We start from the raw sequence: 17,997 nt of genomic DNA, 5'->3' as shown, positions 1-17,997 counted from the left end.
GACATATTCGGGAGCTCTTAACAAAAACTTCACATCGATCACATACCCTCTTGCATATCTGCTTCTAGTTGTTACTCGACTTTAAGACCTTTTAAATACTCGTAAAGTGCATCTGCTTCTGAGTCATTTAATTTAGGGTACGTTCCTGTCATCTTATTACCTGGTTTAAAGCTTTCTGGATCTTTCAGCCACGCTTTCACATTTTCTTTGTTCATGTCTTTGATTCCAGCTACTTTCGTCCGTTCTCCGAAGGTCGCAAGGTTTGGTGCTGTCCTTGCTGCTTCCGGCCGTTCGTCACCAGGCTCTACTGCGTGACAGCTTAAACAGTTTTTCTCTTTAAATAGCTTTTCACCCTCTAAAGCGAGATCTTTTGTGGATTCAGGCTTCTTGTAATCAGCCATTTTTTTCGTCCATCCTAAGAACTCATCTTGAGAAAGCGTTTTAACTTTAAAGTCCATTAAAGCATGTGACGGTCCGCAAAGCTCCGCACATTTCCCGTAGAAATATTCCCCTGCATCTTTCGTTCGTTTCGAGTCAAAGATTAAATAAAATTTGTTCTCATTATCTGTGTTTGTATCAATTTTACCGCCAGCCGATGGAACCCAGAATGAGTGTTTGACATCTGATGCTTTTAGCTTAAAGTACACCTTTTGATCTGTTGGTACGATCAATTCCTGACTTGTGACAATCCCATAATCAGGGTATTCAAATTCCCACCAATATAAGCTGGCCCTTACATTCACAACAAGTGTCTTTTCAGGATCTCGTTTTTTCTTATCCATAGCGCTTGTATCCCCTAGTTCAAGCGTGTATGCCACAACAGGTACAACGAGAATAATAAGTAGAAGAATCGGAATCGCTGTCCATGTGATTTCCAAGTTGCGGTTCCCTTCCACCTGCTTTGGAATCGTATCTTCTCCCACTTTAGAACGTTTGAATTTAATGATGACGTAAAAGAAAATGATCGATACAACAATGACGACAAGAACCATAATAAGTGTACTCAGTACCGTTAGGAAAAACTGTTTATCTGCTACTTCCCCAACTGGCTTGAGTGTTGATAAGTATGGTTCACCACAGCCCGCCAAAACGAGCGTCAGTAAGAGAAACAGTGAATAAACACGCCATTTTCTTATCATAATTTGTCCCAACCCCTTTTGCTTGATCTCCTTTGCCTTTCGCTTTTTACCTCTTATTTATAAAATCACTTCTCACCCATCTATAACCCCCGCCTCTTATAAAAGCACTTACATTTCCTCTTTTCATAAAAAAATGATGTTTTTACTCAAAATACCATCTATGTATAAACAGAAAGCCGCCTAAATAGAACTGAATATCAGGCGGCTTTCATAGTTGTTAGAAAATGTTGTGTTATAAGATATAGCCATTGTTTTGATGTGATCAAAGTGTATTTCACTCTAGAATAGTGTAATAATAATCATCGCTACGAAAAAGATGGTTAAGTAGTTTAATGAATAAACGAACATGAGCGTTGACCACTTCATGACGTCTTTCATTTTAAAGCCCATAAGGCCAATAACAAGCCATCCAATATTAAGCAGTGTACCAAGTGCAACAATCGGCCATCCTAATCCACCTAAGAAAAATGGAAGTGGAAGAAGACATGCTGTCCAAATGATGATTTGGCGTTTTGTGACTTCAAATCCGTAAACAACTGGCAGCATTGGAATGCCAGCCTTACGGTAATCTTCTGTTTTCTTAATCGCAAGTGATAGGAAGTGCGGGATTTGCCAAATGAACATAATCATAAACAAAACCCAAGCCGTTGTGTCGATTGTACCTGTGACAGCTGTCCAGCCAATTAATGGCGGAACCGCGCCAGATACACTTCCGATAACTGTATTGATGGTGTAATGGCGTTTAGACCACATGGTGTAAAGAACCGCATAAGTAAAGACTCCAATAAATCCAATCACTGCTGATGTAATGGTTGTCATCAGAAGCATAATGAGTCCTAATACAACAAGCAGAATGCCAAATGCATACGCTTGCCCCGGCTGAATTTTACCTGTAACCGTCGGTCTTGTTTTTGTTCTTTCCATTAATATATCAATATCACGGTCAAACGCATTATTAATCGCGCATGAACCGGCAATAATAAGAGAAGAACCAATCATTGTTAACAGCACAATATCAAGATTTCCAAGAAAACTCATACCTGTAAAATAAAAAGCAAGCCACATTCCAGTAAATGTCGTAATGAAATTGGAATTGACGATGCCCATTTTAATCAGAGCAAGAAAATCTTTCCATGCTGTTGTTTCTTCTATTTGTCCATGAATAGCTGCTTCCGCGGCTGTTTTGGAATTTGCCAATGTGTATAACCTCCCTTGCCCAAACCTTCAAACGAACGAATGACACGTAAAATCATTACAACTCTATCATACAAGATAAACAGCTGTAAAAAAACATCCTATTAAATAATAAACGACAAACTTGAAGTTATTTGTGAACTTTTCGTGAATTTATTAGGATATATGTGTGTTTCAGAAGGCGGTGCAAAATGAAATATTCTCTCCTCTATTTCTATCAGACTGTCAAAGAAAGATCAAGCACTCTAAATCTGTAAACTTTGTGAACTAACATATCATTTTTTTGTGAACTTTGGTCATTATGAATTGCAACAGAACACGCATTTGGCTTAAACTTGAGAGCATGTGAGGTTTTCATTTACATCAGAAGTTTTTTAGAGAAGGTGAAATAATTTGATGAAATTTGCTTTAAGGCTATTGAGCGTGATCACAACATTTGTGATGCTGATCGTACTGATTGGCGGTGCGCTTGTTACGAAAACCGGTTCGGGTCTTGGCTGCGGTAGACAGTGGCCCCTTTGCCACGGTCGTTTCTTTCCTGAAATGAATCCCGCTTCCATCATCGAATGGAGTCACCGCATGTCAACAGGGGTTTCCACCATTCTTGTTCTGGCACTAGCGGTCTTATGCTGGAAAAAAATTAGTCCAGTATTCCGTGAAACCAAATTTTTGGTCATCATGTCCATTATATTCTTAGTGCTTCAAGCGCTTTTAGGAGCTCTTGCCGTCGTATTTGGTTCTAACGCACTTGTGATGGCACTGCATTTCGGTATTTCACTCATTTCATTTGCTTCAGTATTACTGCTTGCCCTTCTTGTCTTTGAAGCAACCAGATCTGAAACAAAACTTGTGAAGCCGCTTCATATCGGCAAAAAGATGCAGTTCCATATTTATGGGTTGATCACGTATACGTATATCGTTGTCTATACGGGTGCTTATGTGAGACATACAAAGTCAAGCCTTGCTTGCTCTGTCTTCCCGTTTTGTTCAAAAGACGGTGCGCTTCCAACTTATTTTAATCAGTGGGTTCAAATGTCTCACCGAGCAGCAGCACTTCTTTTATTCGTCTGGATATTTGTCGCTATGTTCCATGCCATGAAACATTATAAAGAACAGAAGCAGCTGTATTATGGATGGATCATCTCAGCCATTCTGATTACACTTCAAGCCATTTCAGGTGTGATGTCTGTTTATTCTCAGCTTGCACTTGGTTACGCGTTGGCTCACTCATTCTTTATTTCTTGTTTGTTTGGGGTACTATGCTACTTCTGCTTACTTATTGCCCGGTTTAAATATGAAAGCAAAGAGCCATTTGAATAAGATTTACATCCCCCTTTCATGCCGAGAGGGGGATTTTTTTATTGTTGTTTTGCTTCTTCGAATAGCGAGATGGCTTTTTTGCGTCTTTCCCCGTGATCAACTGTTGGCAGCGGGTATGTATCCCCTAGTACACAGCTCGATTTCAGTTGTTCATCGATCGGCATTTTACTTGGTTCATGAATCCATTTTTCATCGACATGCTTAAGCTCTGGTACATATCTTCTAATATATTCCCCGCTCGGATCAAATCGCTTTGACTGAGTCGTTGGGTTAAAAATACGGAAGTATGGAACGGCATCTGTCCCAACAGAAGCTGCCCACTGAAATCCTCCGATATTCGAAGCCTCATCATAATCCACAAGCTTTTTTGCAAAATACGCTTCTCCCTTTCTCCAATCAATCAAATAGTCCTTTGTTAAAAATGAGGCGGTGACCATTCTTAAACGGTTATGCATCCAGCCTTCCTCATTTAACTGCCGCATCCCTGCATCAACGAGGGGAAAGCCTGTTTCACCTTTACACCATGCGTTAAAGAGCGTCTCATCTTCATTCCATTTCATTCCTTGAAACGCCGAATTAATTTCTTTTTCTTTCATCTCTGGATAATGAGCATAAATCATATGGTAAAAATCTCGCCACGCCAGCTCTTTGATAAAGGTTTCTCTGCCCTCGTCTTCAAACAGCGCTTCCTCATGAACCGCATGAAAGATCGTTCGGATTGAGATTGTCCCTGTTTTCAAGAAACGTGACAGCTTGCTCGTTCCAAAAACAGATGGAATATCTCGTTTTTCATGGTAACGTGTTAATCTTTTTTGGATAAAGTCATGCAGCGTGTTCATCGCTTTGTGTGAGCCGATTTGATCAAATTTCCTTGAGCATTTCTTGATCATGCTTCGTAGTTTGTCATTCCCTTCATGCGAAAGTGACTCATCACAAATCGTATGAGCGCTGCTGAGAAATGATTTGTCAACTTTTATCACAGGCTGCTTCTCTTGCTTTCGCCATGATTGATAGTATGGAGTAAACACTTGATAATGAGTGCCATCCGCTTTTAAAATATCTTGCGCCCCGTGAAGGTGTGTATCTTGCCATTTTGACACATGAATGCCCTTCTTTTCTAAAAAATCGGTTACGTGATGGTCACGCCTTTGTCCGATTCCCACTTGATCTTCATTAAAAAAAACAGCTTTGATGTCATACAGATCGATAACTTGCTGAAAGGCACGCAAGACATCTCCATAGAGAAGGTGAACATACATTTGAGATTCTCTTGCTTCCTTGACGAAATGCGCCACGTTTTGAAAAAAATGTTCGTTGTTTAAATCGAGGTCCATTTCAGTAAAAAATGGATCTAGATGATAAAGAGCAAATAATTTGTACTCTTGTTTTTTTGCATATGTGATCGCTTTTGATAAGGCGATATGATCATCTAATCGCATATCCCGACGAAACCAAATCACAACAATTTTGTCCAACCTTCTTCACCTCACTCTATAGTGTAATCACTCTCACTTGCTGCTGCACATTTTAATGCGCTCAAGAAAAAGACACATCACGGTGGATGTGTCTCACTTCTTATTCAGGCTTTAATACAATGAGCAGATCACCTGTTTGAATCGGTTCTCCATTCGTCACATGTATTTCATCTACGACCGCAGAAAATGGGGCTTGTACAGTCGTTTCCATTTTCATGGCTTCATTGATCATCAAATGCTCGCCTTGTGAAATTTTTTGCCCTTTTTCCACGAGTACTTTAATGACAGTGCCTGGCATCGACGCGGCGATGTGATTTGGATTCGAGCGGTCCGCCTTCATTTTTTCTTGAACGGAGGATTTGATGCTTTCATCTTTAATCACCACTTCACGCGGCTGGCCATTTAACTCAAAGTAAAGAACTCTTGTGGCATCTGGATTCGGTTCGCCAATTGATACGAGTTTGACAATAAGGGTTTTTCCTTTTTCAATTTCTACCTCAATCTCTTCTCCAAGTCTCATCCCGTAGAAGAACGTTGGTGTATCAAGAACAGATATGTCACCATAGCTTTCTGCTGTTTGGACAAATTCAGAAAAGACTTTCGGATATAAGGCATACGCAATTGCGTCTTTCTCTGTTAATGTCAGGTCATGAGATTCTTTGAACTGCTTCTTAATGTCTTCAAAGTCCACTGGCTTCAGCTTCTCACCAGGTCTGACAGTAAGAGGCTCTTCCCCTTTTAAAATCAGCTTTTGCAGTTTTTCTGGGAATCCGCCATGCGGCTGGCCTAAATAGCCTTTAAATAATTCCACAACAGAATCCGGGAAGTCTAGTGTTGCTCCTTTTTCATAGACATCTTCTTCTGTTAGATCATTTTGCACCATATAAAGTGCCATATCTCCAACTACTTTAGAGGATGGTGTTACCTTTACAATATCACCAAACATGTCATTCACACGTCTATACATTTCCTTTACTTCATTCCAGCGTTCGCCAAGCCCGACACCTTTCGCCTGCTGCTGCAAGTTACTATATTGACCGCCAGGCATTTCATGCTCATAAATTTCTGTATGAGGCGAATTCATGCCGCTTTCGAATTCATGATAGTATTTTCTGACGGAATCCCAGTATTGAGAAAGGCGTTCGACAGATTGGACGTTCATGTCTGGCTTTCTTTCATGTCCATCTAAAGCATAATAAAGTGAGCTTGCACTTGGCTGCGATGTGAGTCCTGCCATAGAGCTGACGGCAACATCCACAATATCAACACCTGCATCAATCGCCCTTGCATAGGTGAACAGTCCATTTCCACTCGTGTCATGCGTATGAAGATGGATAGGGATTGTAAGCTCATCTTTTAAAGCAGAGACTAGCTCATAGGCTGCCTGCGGTTTTAATAACCCCGCCATATCTTTAATACCTAAAATATGTGCGCCGGCAGATTCAAGCTCCTTCGCAAGAGATACATAGTACCCAAGATCATATTTTGGACGAGACGGATCAAGGATGTCCCCCGTATAACAAATGGCCGCCTCTGCCACTTTGCCTGATTCCCGAACAGAATCAATGGCAAGCGTCATGCCTTTGACCCAGTTTAAGCTATCGAAAATACGGAACACGTCAATGCCTGCCTCGGCAGATTCTTTTACAAATGCTTTGATCACATTATCCGGATAGTTTGTATATCCGACAGCGTTTGATGATCTTAATAGCATTTGGAACAGTGTGTTTGGCACTTCTTGACGAAGCTCTTTCAATCGTTCCCACGGATCTTCTTTTAAGAAACGGTACGCGACATCAAATGTAGCACCGCCCCACATTTCCATACTAAACAGCTCCGGCCATAAACCTGCTGTTGGCTGGGCAACTTTCTTTAAATCATGAGTTCTAAAGCGTGTCGCAAGCAAAGACTGATGCGCATCTCTAAAGGTTGTATCAGTTAAAAGGACGTTATTTTGTTCTTTCACCCAGTTGGCAAGTCCTTCAGGTCCATGCGTATCTAACAATTGTTTTGTCCCAGACGGGATCTCTTGATTGAGAGGAAGCTTCGGTACGTCTGGCTTGTCAAAATGAGGCTTCTTTTTCTCCGCAATACCAGGGAACCCATTAATGGTAACGTTACCAATATAAGTTAACATCTTCGTTCCGCGGTCTTTTTGCTTAGGGAAATTAAATAGCTCTGGCGTTGAGTCGATAAACGATGTATCGTATTCTCCTTTTAAGAATTTCTCATGCTTAGCTACGTTTTCAAGAAATGGGATGTTTGTTTTAATCCCGCGAATCCTGAATTCTTGTAAATTTCGGACCATTTTAGCAGCCGCTTGATCAAATGTGAGCGCCCATGTGGACAGCTTGACCAATAGTGAATCGTAATAAGGTGTAATGACCGCACCTTGGAAACTGTTCCCTGTATCAAGACGTACACCAAATCCCCCACCTGAACGGTAGGCCATAATTTTTCCTGTGTCTGGCATAAAGTCATTGAGCGGATCTTCTGTTGTGACCCTTGATTGAATGGCAAAGCCGTGTGTAAAGATATCTTCCTGCTTTGGAATACCAACTTCTTTGCTGTGAAGGTTATGCCCCTTTGCAACAAGAATTTGGGTTTGGACGATATCGACACCTGTGATCATTTCTGTGATCGTGTGTTCTACCTGCACCCTTGGATTAACTTCAATAAAGTAAAACTCTCCATTTGCAACAAGGAATTCTACAGTCCCAGCATTAATGTACGATACATTCTGGGCCAGCTTGACAGCTGCTTCGCAAATATCTTCACGCAATTGATCTGTTAGAGACACACTTGGCGCCACTTCAATGACCTTTTGATGCCGCCTTTGAACTGAGCAGTCACGCTCATATAAATGAATGATATTGCCGTGATTGTCACCAATCACCTGCACTTCAATATGTTTTGGATTCTCAATCAGCTTTTCAACGTATACTTCATCATTTCCAAAAGCAGCTTTTGCCTCTGACTTCGCACGGTCATAGGCTTCCTTCAGCTCTTCTTTTGATCTGACAATCCGCATACCCCGGCCGCCGCCGCCTAGTGAAGCTTTAATAATAAACGGGTAACCGTATTCTTCACCGAATTTTTCGACTTCTTCGACCGAATCAACTGGTCCGTCACTTCCTGGAATGACTGGAATACCAGCTTTTTTCGCTTCTTCTCTCGCCTTTACTTTATCTCCAAACATATCTAAATGCTGAGAAGTTGGACCGATAAATTGAATGCCTTCCTCTTCGCATCGTCTTGCAAAATGAATGTTTTCGGATAAAAATCCGTAGCCTGGATGAATCGCATCCACGTCATTTCGTTTTGCAATTTCGATGATCCCCTCGATATCAAGGTAGGCATCAATCGGTTTCTTTCCTTCTCCAACTAGATATGCTTCATCTGCTTTATAGCGATGATAAGAGCCAGAGTCTTCTTTGGAATAAATGGCCACTGTACGTAAGTTGAGCTCCGTACAGGCCCTGAAGACTCTGATAGCGATTTCCCCTCTGTTTGCAACTAGAACCTTTTGAATTGTTCTCTGTGACATTCTCACTCCTCCATATCCCTTAAAATTTTATATGTACTCTATAATAAAGGAAGAAATGAAAACTGTACACTTTTGTTTTCTAAAGATTCAAAGTTTTCTGCAATCCATTTTTTTCAACCGATGGTTTGCTCATTGATTTTTTCTTTTTGTAACGCTCTTTATATTCAGTAAACATGCTGATATTCAGCAGCATGCCCATACAGATGCTAAGTAAAATGATGGACGATCCCCCGTAGCTGATAAACGGAAGTGTCACCCCAGTGATTGGAATAAGACCTGAAACACCGCCTAAATTGATACAAGTTTGGATCGCAATCATGGAGGAAATTCCTATTGCAAGCAAACTTCCAAACGGATCTTCACACTTTCTCGCAATATAAAAACCTTTCACGACGATGAAACCAAGAAGAGCGATAACGAAAAACACGCCGAAAAAACCAAGCTCTTCTGAGATAATTGCCATGATAAAGTCTGTGTGCGGTTCTGGCAGATATCCGTACTTTTGAACGCTTTCTCCTAGACCGAGTCCAAAAAAGCCGCCTGATCCAATGGCATAATATGAATTAATCAATTGATGCCCAGTAGCCCCTGCATCTTTAAATGGATCTTGGAAACTCTCAAAACGTCCGAGACGATTTTGCGTGAAAATTTTATCCCAAAAAAGAATAATAAATGGGGTCACGACGACCATTACTGCACTAAATAGCGCGAGCAGCTTCGCTAGCGTTTTGCCGCTAAAACCTGAGCATAAAATCATCGCAAGGGCAATCATGCCAATGATAAAGGCTGTCCCATAGTCTGGCTGCAAAATGATAAATCCGCACAGGATAGAGACAATCACGATCGGAGGCGTAACACCTCTTAAAATATGATCAATATAATGCTGCTTTTTGGCATACACCGCAGCAAGATAGATGATGACGACAATCTTCACAAATTCAGCTGGCTGAAGACTAAAAGGTCCTAATTTGATCCAGCTTCTTGCGTTCCCTGCAATATGACCGCCAAAATACACATAGATGAGGGAAAAAACTGAAAGCAGCAGCATACCAATCTGGAATTTCTTATTTGAAAACAGCTGATATGGAACTAATGCTGTAAAGATCAAGATGGCTGCTCCAACAATCATAAATAAGAGCTGTTTCTTAAAAAAGTTATCTGGCGCGGCATCGTATCTGATAACAGATGTAATCATACTTGAGCTATACACCATAACCAAACCGAATGCGCTGATTAAGATAATGGCGAACAATAATGAGTAGTCATACGATTTTAGCATTCTCTTTAACATATAATCCTCTTCCTAACGTCTGTTTCTACTGCTTGATATCTTCTTAGCTGTTCTTATTCTACTACATTTTCTCCGTTTGATCCCGTTTTACCTCTTTTATATTGTTCGTCATTCATGAAAGAATCAAGTCCGTTTGCCGTTAATCCATCAAAAGAAAATAGAGGACAAAAAAACTCAAACTTAGTTGTGGAAGTTTGAGTTTTCAATCATTATTTTTTTGTGAACGCATCATGAAGTGCGGAAAGCTCTCTCTCAAGTTTATCGAGTAGTTTCTTACCTTCATGTTGATCAACTAATCCAAGCCGGACAGCGAAATCAATTTCTCTCGATAATCCGAACATTTGAGTATCTAAAACCTCTTCATAAAGAGGACATTGCGGCATCGTTAAGTTGTCCATTTGCACTTGGATCAATTTTAAAATTTTATCTGCATCCAATTTTAATAAAGCCAGTGCTTTTTGCCGATGATCGACTAAAATTTCTGACGCCAAAAGTATCCCTCCGTTCCCCAGGCGAGTACCTAATTCTTCTATTTATCATAAAGCGAAACGCCCAAAATTGCAAGCAGATTTGTACAGTTCGCTTTGTAAAAATAAAAAGAAGACATTCATCATTAAAAGATACTCATCTCATATTTTTCACTCATGAGCTCAAGCAGCTTAATCCCAGCAATACTATTCCCTTTTTCATCCAGTGCAGGACCAAAAATTCCGATCCCAAAATCATATGGAGCCGCTCCCATAATCCCGCCTGAAACACCGCTTTTAGCGGGTATGCCGATATTAATGGCAAACTCCCCGCTTGCATTGTACATGCCGCACGTCACCATAAAGGTTTTACAAATTCTAGCGACATCTTTTGAAAGAATTTGCTGCCCCGTCTCTGGATGTCTGCCATCTAATGAAAAAACACAAGCAATTTTCGCCAAATCTAAGCTGTTCATCATGATGGCACATTGTTTCGTATACACGTCCATGACCTCTTCTACATTCCCTCTAATAATATGATATTGCTTCATATAATAGCACATAGCCCGGTTAATCATAGATGTCTCGAATTCGGATGCGGCTGTTTCCTTGCAGTATGTAATGCTTTTATCATTTGCAAGCTCTCTAATAAAGCCAAGCAGGCGGTTTAGCTGATCTTGCGGCGTCGCACCTCTTATTAAGCTTGTGACTGCAAGCGCTCCTGCATTAATCATTGGATTCAGCGGCTTATTCGGACTTGCTGTTTCCAGCTTAATCATTGAATTAAACGGGTCACCTGTAGGCTCTTGGCCAACAAATTGAAAAACTTTTTTTGGCCCTTCTTCTGAGAGTACGAGCGCAAGGGCTAATACTTTTGAAATACTTTGCAGAGTAAAGCGTTTATCTACATCTCCTGCCGAGTGGCAAGTATTACTCACATGATACACAGCCACAGATAAATCCGTCTGATCCGCTTTGGCGAGAGCGGGAATATAGGATGCTACTTTGCCATCTTTGGCCACTTTTTTTGCTTCTTCTACAAATCGCTGAAGCTCTTCATTGTCGCGACATGCCATGCCCAATATCCTCCCTATCTTTCATGTAAGATTAGTGTGTACAAGGAGATGCATGTTTATGAAAGTGACAAAGCAGGCGAAAACTTCTATAATTTATGGTGGAAAGGGGTTGTCTTGAACATGAGCATCATTCAAATTAAGGGGAACGTAAAGTACAAGATCACCATTGATCCAAGTGTATGGATTTTTGATGACCGCAAATTTTTAATGGATTCATTTTTTGAAAAAAGTGCAGCAAATGAAGAAAGTCAGCTGGATCAGGAGCTTGACCAAGAGCGGGTGATCAGAGAAGGACAAACACTTCCACCCACTTTAAAAACAGAGAAGAAGTACGAAAAGGAAAGACTCGTCACAGGCAGCTTCGGAATGAAGCTGGGTGATATGCTGAAAAATGCAGAACCGCTTGAACATGCAGATACATGCGAATTTGTCACAGAAACAGGAACAATTTCTGTTCCGCTTTCTCAGGCAATGGAAAGCATTGCACACTTCAGCCAAAATGGGAAGCCTATAACTGAAGAAGGACCAATCCACGTTTATTTCGCGGATCAGTCCAACCTCACTCAGCCGATAAAAGGTGTCAAAGAGCTCATCATTACATAAGACAGAGGGTCTGGACTACAGCAAATCAGCTGCAAGCTGTGCAAGTCCAGACCTTTCTCCTTTGACAAGCTTGACATGTCCAGATATTTGCTGTCCTTTGAACCGCTCAATGACATACGTAAGCCCATTATTTAAGCTGTCTAAATAAGGATGATCGATCTGCTCTGGGTCCCCCATAAGCACAATTTTACTTCCCTCTCCGACTCGCGTTAATAATGTTTTCACCTCGTGTTTCGTTAAATTCTGCGCCTCATCAATGATAATAAATTGATCAGGGATACTTCTTCCGCGTATATACGTTAAAGCTTCCACTTGAATCGAACCAATGCCCGCCAAAATCGCATCAAGTTCACCAGGTTTTTTTGTATTAAATAAAAATTCTAGATTGTCATAGATCGGCTGCATCCATGGTCTGAGTTTCTCTTCCTTTTCACCTGGCAAGTAGCCTAAGTCCTTGCCGACAGGAACAATTGAACGGGCGACGATCAGTTTTTTAAACATCCCGAGGTCCTCTGTCTGCATTAATCCGGCAGCCAGTGCAAGGAGTGTTTTACCAGTTCCCGCTTTTCCGATCAATGTCACGAGGGGAATATCACGGCGCAATAGCAGCTCTAGTGCCATCGTCTGCTGAACATTTTTCGGACGAATTCCCCAAACATGCTCTTGATCATAAATGAGCCGTTTCACATTCTCTGCTTTTTGATCAAGCATTCCTAAAGCAGAACCGCCTTCATTCCCCTTCATAATGACAAACTGATGAGGGTTTAATGCTACACTCGTGACTTCTTTTATCGGCAATTGGCTTTGTTTATAAAATGTATTCAATTGCTCCGTCGGAATATAGAGCTCATGATAGCCGTTATCAATGTCTTCGTTTTGCAGCACACGGTCACTTAAGAAGTCTTCAGCTTGGAGGCCTATAGCATCTGCCTTTACCCGGACTAAGACATCTTTACTGACCAAAATAACTGGCCGGCCGTGAGGCTTTGTTTCTTCCTCTAAGCTCAAATTTTTCGCGACAGCCAAAATCCGATTATCGTTCGTTTTTTCAATGAAAATTTCTTGAAGTTCATGGAAAGAGCGATGATTCAGCTCGATGCGCAGCGTTCCTTTTGACTCTAGCGTAATTTTTTCATGGAGTTTCCCTTTCGATCTCAAACCGTCGATTAAACGTGAGACGCGCCGAGCGTTTTGCCCAACCTCGTCCATGTATCTCTTTTTCGAGTCTACTTCTTCTAACACAACGGCCGGAATGACGACCTCGTTGTCTTCAAATGAAAAGATTGAATTCGGATCCTGTAATAACACATTTGTGTCTAATACATAAATTTTACTCAGGTCCTTCGCCTCCTGATCGGGGTTTCATTCATCCTTGTCTTTCCCAAAACGATTGTTAAAATATATGTTTTCATGAATAAAGTTAGAAGGTTAATTCAACAATAAAATAAATCATGCAGTTTGTGAAGGAGGGAATTTAGATGCGACTATTTTTAACATTATTCATGATTCAAACGATCATTCTGTTAGGAGCTTGCCAGCAGCAGGAAAAGCCAGAGGCGCTGGACAAGCAAGATGGACGCCAGCACTTAGTAAGGGTGTCTGACTCATCGAAGAAAAAGACAGATCAAGCCCGCCCATCCACAGATGTTGCGCAGCATCTTGTCAATGTGACAGAGCACGTAGCAGATGTCAATGATGCAACAGCAATCGTCATCGGCCGCTATGCTGTTGTTGGTATTGATGTAAAAGATGATTTAGATAGAAGCAAAGTAGAAACCATTAAATATTCAGTTGCAAAAGCGCTGAGAAATGACCCGGAAGGTGCAAATGCTGTTGTGGTTGCTGATCCGGATACAGTCAGCCGTTTAAAAGAAATGGGCAAAGAAATTCAAGCAGGCCGTCCTGTAAGCGGTATTATGGATGAACTGGCTGCCATTGTCGGCCGCGTGATGCCAGAGATGCCGAAAAATGAGATCGACCGTAACGAAAAGGATCCGACAAATGATCCGAATAATCAGCTCAAAGAACAAGATCAAAAACAGTTAGAAAAAAATCAAAACGACCAATCAAATCATCATATGAATCAAAAGAAATAATGAGAACGGCTTATATCTCCTGTGATATAAGCCTTTTTCTACGCTGATTTTAAGTGGCTGGAAAACATGCTATAATAAATGCAATAAAGTGAGGTGAAAATGATGAGAGTGAAGTGCTCATTATGTGAAAAGCTTGAAACCATTGATGATGATACACTCGTTGCGAAACGGTTAAGAAACCGGCCAATTCATACATATTTGTGCGATGACTGCCAAGAACGCATTAAAATAAAGACAGAAGCTCGCATCAAAACCGGCAGATTCTCTCTTTATCAGGATCCTGCGACAAAAGAGAAAAAGAAGAAAAAAGGAAAGAAAGAACAAAAGACATAAAAAAAGACCTGACACATGTTCAGGTCTTTTTTTACGTATTGACTGTTCCTTCTTTTTTCGCACGATGCAGCCGTATTTTATAAATAATCAAAATGGCAGCTGCCACAACAAGGCCTTCCGCTACTGGCAGGAAGATTCCTAGAAATGTGAGAAACGTGCAGCCAAAAATCAAAAACAAATAAATCACGAGCGCTTTTAAAATCGGTAAACGTCTTGCAAAGCCGAGCTTAAAAACAATAATCGCTAAAACAAGGATGGTGCCATATAGGAGCCACATCCCTGTTTGCGGATTTTCATCGACACGAAACAGCATCGCGAAAAAGGATAGATTTTCACTTACTTCCTGATCATTCAAAAAGATTCCCTCCCCTTATCTTTCAGGGTTCTATCTTTTTAATTCTTCATGGAATTAAGATAATCCTGCTAGCTTTTTCTTCTTCGCTGCTTTCTCACGTTCGTTTTTGTCTAAAATTTTCTTTCTAAGACGAATGGATTCAGGTGTAACCTCACAGTATTCGTCTTCATTCAAGTACTCAAGAGATTCCTCAAGTGACATAATACGAGGTTTTTTCATGCTAACCGTTTGATCTTTCGTCGCTGAACGTACGTTTGTTTGTTGTTTCATACGGCTTACGTTTACAACAAGGTCGTTCTCACGGTTATGCTCCCCAACAATCATGCCTTGGTATACTTCAGTACCTGGCTCAACGAAGATCACACCGCGCTCTTCAACACCTTGGATTCCGTAAGCAGTCGCTTTACCTGTTTCCATTGAAACAAGTACACCTTGACGGCGTCCGCCGACTTGACCAGACTGCATTGGCTGGTAGCTGTCAAACGTATGGTTCAAAATACCAAAACCACGAGTTAATGAAAGAAATTCAGTTGTGTATCCAATTAAACCACGTGATGGCACTGTAAAGATCAGGCGAACTTGACCGTTACCATTGTTGATCATGTCAATCATTTCACCTTTTCTTGCACCCATTGATTCCATAACAGAGCCAGTATGCTCTTCTGGTACATCAATTTGAACGCGCTCTACAGGCTCACATCGAACACCATCAACTTCTTTTACAATAACTTCTGGCTTCGATACTTGTAATTCAAATCCTTCACGTCTCATATTCTCAATGAGAATGGATAAGTGAAGCTCTCCGCGTCCAGAAACAACCCAAGCATCAGGTGAATCAGTTGGATCCACACGAAGACTGACGTCTGTTTGAAGCTGCTGCTCTAAACGCTCTTCGATTTTACGTGATGTCACGTATTTTCCTTCACGGCCTGCAAATGGGCTGTTGTTTACAACAAACGTCATTTGAAGTGTCGGCTCATCAATACGAAGGATTGGAAGTGCCTCTTGGTGTTCTACCGGACAAACCGTTTCACCTACGTTGATGTCTTCCATTCCAGATACAGCGACAAGATCTCCCGCTTTCGCTTCGTTGATTTCCACTCGTTTTAACCCTTGGAAACCAAAGATCTTTGTTACACGGAATTGTTTCACAGTGCCGTCGACTTTCATCAAGGCTACCTGCTGTCCTACTTGCATTGTTCCTCTGAATACACGGCCAATTCCAATTCTGCCAACATAATCATTGTAATCAAGTAGCGCCACTTGGAATTGAAGCGGCTCTTCATGGTTATCAACCGGACAAGGAATATGGTTCACAATAGCTTCAAACAAAGATTCCATGTTTTCATCTTGTTTGCTCGCATCGTTACTTGCTGTACCATTGATTGCTGATGCATAGACAACTGGGAACTCAAGCTGTTCTTCTGTTGCATCCAATTCAATGAACAAGTCAATCACTTCATCGACTACTTCAGCCGGACGAGCAAAGTCACGGTCAATTTTATTGACGACAACGATTGGTGTTAAGTTTTGCTCAAGTGCTTTTTTCAGCACAAAGCGTGTTTGAGGCATACAGCCTTCATAAGCATCCACAACAAGGAGTACACCATCTACCATTTTCATGATACGCTCAACTTCACCACCGAAATCGGCGTGTCCTGGTGTATCTAAAATATTAATGCGTGTATCTTTATAATTTATCGCAGTATTTTTAGCTAAAATTGTAATACCGCGCTCTCGCTCTAAATCATTTGAATCCATGGCTCTCTCAGCGATATTTTCATTCGCACGGAAAGTACCAGCTTGATGGAGCAATTGGTCAACAAGCGTCGTTTTACCATGGTCAACGTGGGCAATAATTGCGATGTTGCGAAGGTCTTTTCGAAGTTTCACATTTTCATCTCCTAAAATAATTAGATAACTTTCATATTATATCACAATCCCCTTTAAATGCCGATCGTTTTTCTGTAAACTTATATTAACTCTAAAAAAAGGGATGGGGACATATGAAACAAATCAAATGGCTTCTATTATTATGTGCATTACTTGCAGTTGTCAGTATGGCGTTTATTGGGGTAACTCTTGCAGAAAAAAACATACTGGGCATATGTCTAAGCATTGTATTCGCCATGATTTTCATGGGTACAGGATTTACATTAAAAAGAAAATTAAACGTGCAATCATAAAATTAGGTAAAAGCCTTTTACATTCTACATGTAGAAGGCTTTTTATTTTGAGTAAAAACAAGACAATTCACCTATGAAAGCTCCATTCATCAGACGAAACGTATATTGAAGGCTTGACAAAAATAAGTAATCTGAACCCCTCCATTTTTCGACAAGAACTTTTATAGTTCTCCAAAATCAAACATAAAGTTACAATTTTCCTATTCTTCCACAAAGTTTCTCATGGTATGCTTTTCTTGCAACAAAATTTAACAGAAAAGGGAGAGAAAAGAAGCATGAAGAAGTTTTTGAGCAAATCGCTCAGCTCTGTTGTATTTTTCGCTTTAGCTATTATTCTTACTTTCACAACAGTAGCTCCTGGGCAAGCAAGCGCTGCAACTTTCAAAGGCATTCCTTTTGAACAGCAGCAAATCATTAAAGAATTATTGGAGAAAAACGAGCGTGTCATCAACATTCTCATCAATTCATTTGTTGAGGAAGACAACAACTACACATTTGATGTGAAAAAAGCTGTTGAGCTCGGACTAACTGAAGAAGAAGCGGCGACTGCTGAGAAATTCTTAGATCGCGCAGCTGTTCTTACAATCGTTTTCAGTGAAAGCATAACTAAAAACGAAAAAGGGAAATTGGTTTTTGATGCAGCAAAAGCTGTTGAACTTGGTCTTACAAAAGAAGAAGCGGCTAAATTCGAAAAGCTTTTCAAATCAGTGATCAGAATTGCTGATCTTGCTGGTGATGCCCTTGTTCTAGACAAAAAAGGAAACGTTGTGATTGATTCAAAAATCGCAAAAGGTCTTGGATTCAGCTCTACTGAATTACTTGTTTTCAACCAAATGCTTAAGAAAATTCCTCAAGAGCAATTAAAAACGTTTTATGATGCAGTTCAAATTGCGAAAGAAAAATTAAGCTAAGCTA

16 protein-coding genes are annotated in these 17,997 nt (G+C 40.7%); 6 read left to right on the top strand and 10 right to left on the bottom strand.

All coding sequences use genetic code 11. The annotated features are described in order from the left end of the window. Nucleotides 1-71: 71 nt before the first annotated feature. Both coxB and cyoE read right to left on the bottom strand, forming a co-directional pair. Nucleotides 72-1,139 carry a cytochrome c oxidase subunit II gene (coxB, locus tag NST59_RS07245; RefSeq protein ID WP_039178282.1) on the bottom strand — a complete coding sequence of 356 codons (1,068 nt, stop codon included), beginning with the start codon at nucleotides 1,137-1,139 and terminating at the stop codon, nucleotides 72-74. A gap of 279 nt (nucleotides 1,140-1,418) precedes the next feature. Further along, nucleotides 1,419-2,336 (bottom strand): heme o synthase, encoded by a 918-nt coding sequence (gene cyoE / locus NST59_RS07240; protein WP_003211774.1) that lies wholly within the window; start codon nucleotides 2,334-2,336, stop codon nucleotides 1,419-1,421. 393 nt (nucleotides 2,337-2,729) lie between these two features. On the opposite strand from cyoE, the gene NST59_RS07235 reads away from it, so the two are divergent. Continuing rightward, on the top strand, nucleotides 2,730-3,653 hold the full coding sequence (locus tag NST59_RS07235; RefSeq protein WP_341040548.1) for a COX15/CtaA family protein: 924 nt from the start codon (nucleotides 2,730-2,732) through the stop codon (nucleotides 3,651-3,653). Between the two features lie 38 nt (nucleotides 3,654-3,691). Here NST59_RS07235 and NST59_RS07230 read toward each other — a convergent pair whose 3' ends face one another. The 5 genes from NST59_RS07230 to glsA form a co-directional block, all read right to left on the bottom strand. Then, the gene (locus tag NST59_RS07230) at nucleotides 3,692-5,128 is read right to left on the bottom strand and encodes a cryptochrome/photolyase family protein (RefSeq protein ID WP_341040547.1); all 1,437 of its coding nucleotides are present in this window, start codon (nucleotides 5,126-5,128) and stop codon (nucleotides 3,692-3,694) included. 100 nt (nucleotides 5,129-5,228) lie between these two features. Then, the gene (gene pyc / locus NST59_RS07225) at nucleotides 5,229-8,675 is read right to left on the bottom strand and encodes a pyruvate carboxylase (RefSeq protein WP_247544227.1); all 3,447 of its coding nucleotides are present in this window, start codon (nucleotides 8,673-8,675) and stop codon (nucleotides 5,229-5,231) included. A gap of 79 nt (nucleotides 8,676-8,754) precedes the next feature. Continuing rightward, the gene (gene ftsW / locus NST59_RS07220) at nucleotides 8,755-9,966 is read right to left on the bottom strand and encodes a putative lipid II flippase FtsW (protein ID WP_039178273.1); all 1,212 of its coding nucleotides are present in this window, start codon (nucleotides 9,964-9,966) and stop codon (nucleotides 8,755-8,757) included. Between the two features lie 209 nt (nucleotides 9,967-10,175). Continuing rightward, nucleotides 10,176-10,457: a YlaN family protein gene (locus NST59_RS07215; protein WP_003212509.1), complete on the bottom strand. Its 282-nt coding sequence runs from the start codon at nucleotides 10,455-10,457 to the stop codon at nucleotides 10,176-10,178. A 122-nt stretch (nucleotides 10,458-10,579) separates the two neighbouring features. After that, nucleotides 10,580-11,509 (bottom strand): glutaminase A, encoded by a 930-nt coding sequence (glsA, locus tag NST59_RS07210; protein WP_034281651.1) that lies wholly within the window; start codon nucleotides 11,507-11,509, stop codon nucleotides 10,580-10,582. 120 nt (nucleotides 11,510-11,629) lie between these two features. Between glsA and NST59_RS07205 the strand changes: the two genes are divergently transcribed. Further along, complete coding sequence (locus NST59_RS07205) at nucleotides 11,630-12,112, top strand: hypothetical protein (protein WP_039183087.1); 483 nt, start codon at nucleotides 11,630-11,632, stop codon at nucleotides 12,110-12,112. Nucleotides 12,113-12,127: 15 nt separating this feature from the next. Here NST59_RS07205 and NST59_RS07200 read toward each other — a convergent pair whose 3' ends face one another. Continuing rightward, on the bottom strand, nucleotides 12,128-13,450 hold the full coding sequence (locus NST59_RS07200; RefSeq protein WP_341041010.1) for a PhoH family protein: 1,323 nt from the start codon (nucleotides 13,448-13,450) through the stop codon (nucleotides 12,128-12,130). A gap of 140 nt (nucleotides 13,451-13,590) precedes the next feature. Between NST59_RS07200 and NST59_RS07195 the strand changes: the two genes are divergently transcribed. Further along, the gene (locus NST59_RS07195) at nucleotides 13,591-14,208 is read left to right on the top strand and encodes a YhcN/YlaJ family sporulation lipoprotein (protein ID WP_039178268.1); all 618 of its coding nucleotides are present in this window, start codon (nucleotides 13,591-13,593) and stop codon (nucleotides 14,206-14,208) included. 102 nt (nucleotides 14,209-14,310) lie between these two features. Further along, complete coding sequence (locus NST59_RS07190) at nucleotides 14,311-14,541, top strand: YlaI family protein (RefSeq protein ID WP_341040546.1); 231 nt, start codon at nucleotides 14,311-14,313, stop codon at nucleotides 14,539-14,541. A 31-nt stretch (nucleotides 14,542-14,572) separates the two neighbouring features. Here the strand turns inward: NST59_RS07190 and NST59_RS07185 are convergent, their stop codons facing one another. Both NST59_RS07185 and typA read right to left on the bottom strand, forming a co-directional pair. Further along, a complete protein-coding gene (locus NST59_RS07185) occupies nucleotides 14,573-14,854 on the bottom strand; it encodes a YlaH-like family protein (RefSeq protein ID WP_044334035.1) in 282 nt (93 codons plus the stop codon). 96 nt (nucleotides 14,855-14,950) lie between these two features. Then, on the bottom strand, nucleotides 14,951-16,789 hold the full coding sequence (gene typA / locus NST59_RS07180; protein ID WP_024424768.1) for a translational GTPase TypA: 1,839 nt from the start codon (nucleotides 16,787-16,789) through the stop codon (nucleotides 14,951-14,953). A gap of 113 nt (nucleotides 16,790-16,902) precedes the next feature. Here typA and NST59_RS07175 point away from each other — a divergent pair, with 113 nt between their 5' ends. Continuing rightward, the gene (locus NST59_RS07175) at nucleotides 16,903-17,082 is read left to right on the top strand and encodes a DUF5325 family protein (RefSeq protein WP_024426900.1); all 180 of its coding nucleotides are present in this window, start codon (nucleotides 16,903-16,905) and stop codon (nucleotides 17,080-17,082) included. Nucleotides 17,083-17,357: 275 nt separating this feature from the next. Beyond that, the gene (locus tag NST59_RS07170; protein WP_024424766.1) at nucleotides 17,358-17,993 is read left to right on the top strand and encodes a hypothetical protein; all 636 of its coding nucleotides are present in this window, start codon (nucleotides 17,358-17,360) and stop codon (nucleotides 17,991-17,993) included. The last annotated feature ends 4 nt before the right edge of the window (nucleotides 17,994-17,997 follow it).

Source organism: Bacillus sp. FSL R5-0439, from assembly GCF_038008805.1.
GTDB classification, from domain to species: Bacteria; Bacillota; Bacilli; order Bacillales; family Bacillaceae; genus Bacillus; species Bacillus safensis.
Note: the sequence above shows the minus strand (reverse complement) of the source record. Positions and strands in the feature narration are given on the sequence as shown.

Excerpts from the sequence above, each read along its gene's own strand:
- NST59_RS07185 (WP_044334035.1), bottom strand. The coding sequence starts at position 14,854 with ATGCTGTTTCGTGTCGATGAAAATCCGCAAACAGGGATGTGGCTCCTA.
- NST59_RS07235 (WP_341040548.1), top strand. The coding sequence starts at position 2,730 with ATGAAATTTGCTTTAAGGCTATTGAGCGTGATCACAACATTTGTGATG.
- NST59_RS07175 (WP_024426900.1), top strand. The coding sequence starts at position 16,903 with ATGAAACAAATCAAATGGCTTCTATTATTATGTGCATTACTTGCAGTT.
- NST59_RS07195 (WP_039178268.1), top strand. The coding sequence starts at position 13,591 with ATGCGACTATTTTTAACATTATTCATGATTCAAACGATCATTCTGTTA.
- coxB (WP_039178282.1), bottom strand. The coding sequence starts at position 1,139 with ATGATAAGAAAATGGCGTGTTTATTCACTGTTTCTCTTACTGACGCTC.
- NST59_RS07205 (WP_039183087.1), top strand. The coding sequence starts at position 11,630 with ATGAGCATCATTCAAATTAAGGGGAACGTAAAGTACAAGATCACCATT.
- NST59_RS07190 (WP_341040546.1), top strand. The coding sequence starts at position 14,311 with ATGAGAGTGAAGTGCTCATTATGTGAAAAGCTTGAAACCATTGATGAT.
- ftsW (WP_039178273.1), bottom strand. The coding sequence starts at position 9,966 with ATGTTAAAGAGAATGCTAAAATCGTATGACTACTCATTATTGTTCGCC.
- glsA (WP_034281651.1), bottom strand. The coding sequence starts at position 11,509 with ATGGCATGTCGCGACAATGAAGAGCTTCAGCGATTTGTAGAAGAAGCA.
- pyc (WP_247544227.1), bottom strand. The coding sequence starts at position 8,675 with ATGTCACAGAGAACAATTCAAAAGGTTCTAGTTGCAAACAGAGGGGAA.
- NST59_RS07170 (WP_024424766.1), top strand. The coding sequence starts at position 17,358 with ATGAAGAAGTTTTTGAGCAAATCGCTCAGCTCTGTTGTATTTTTCGCT.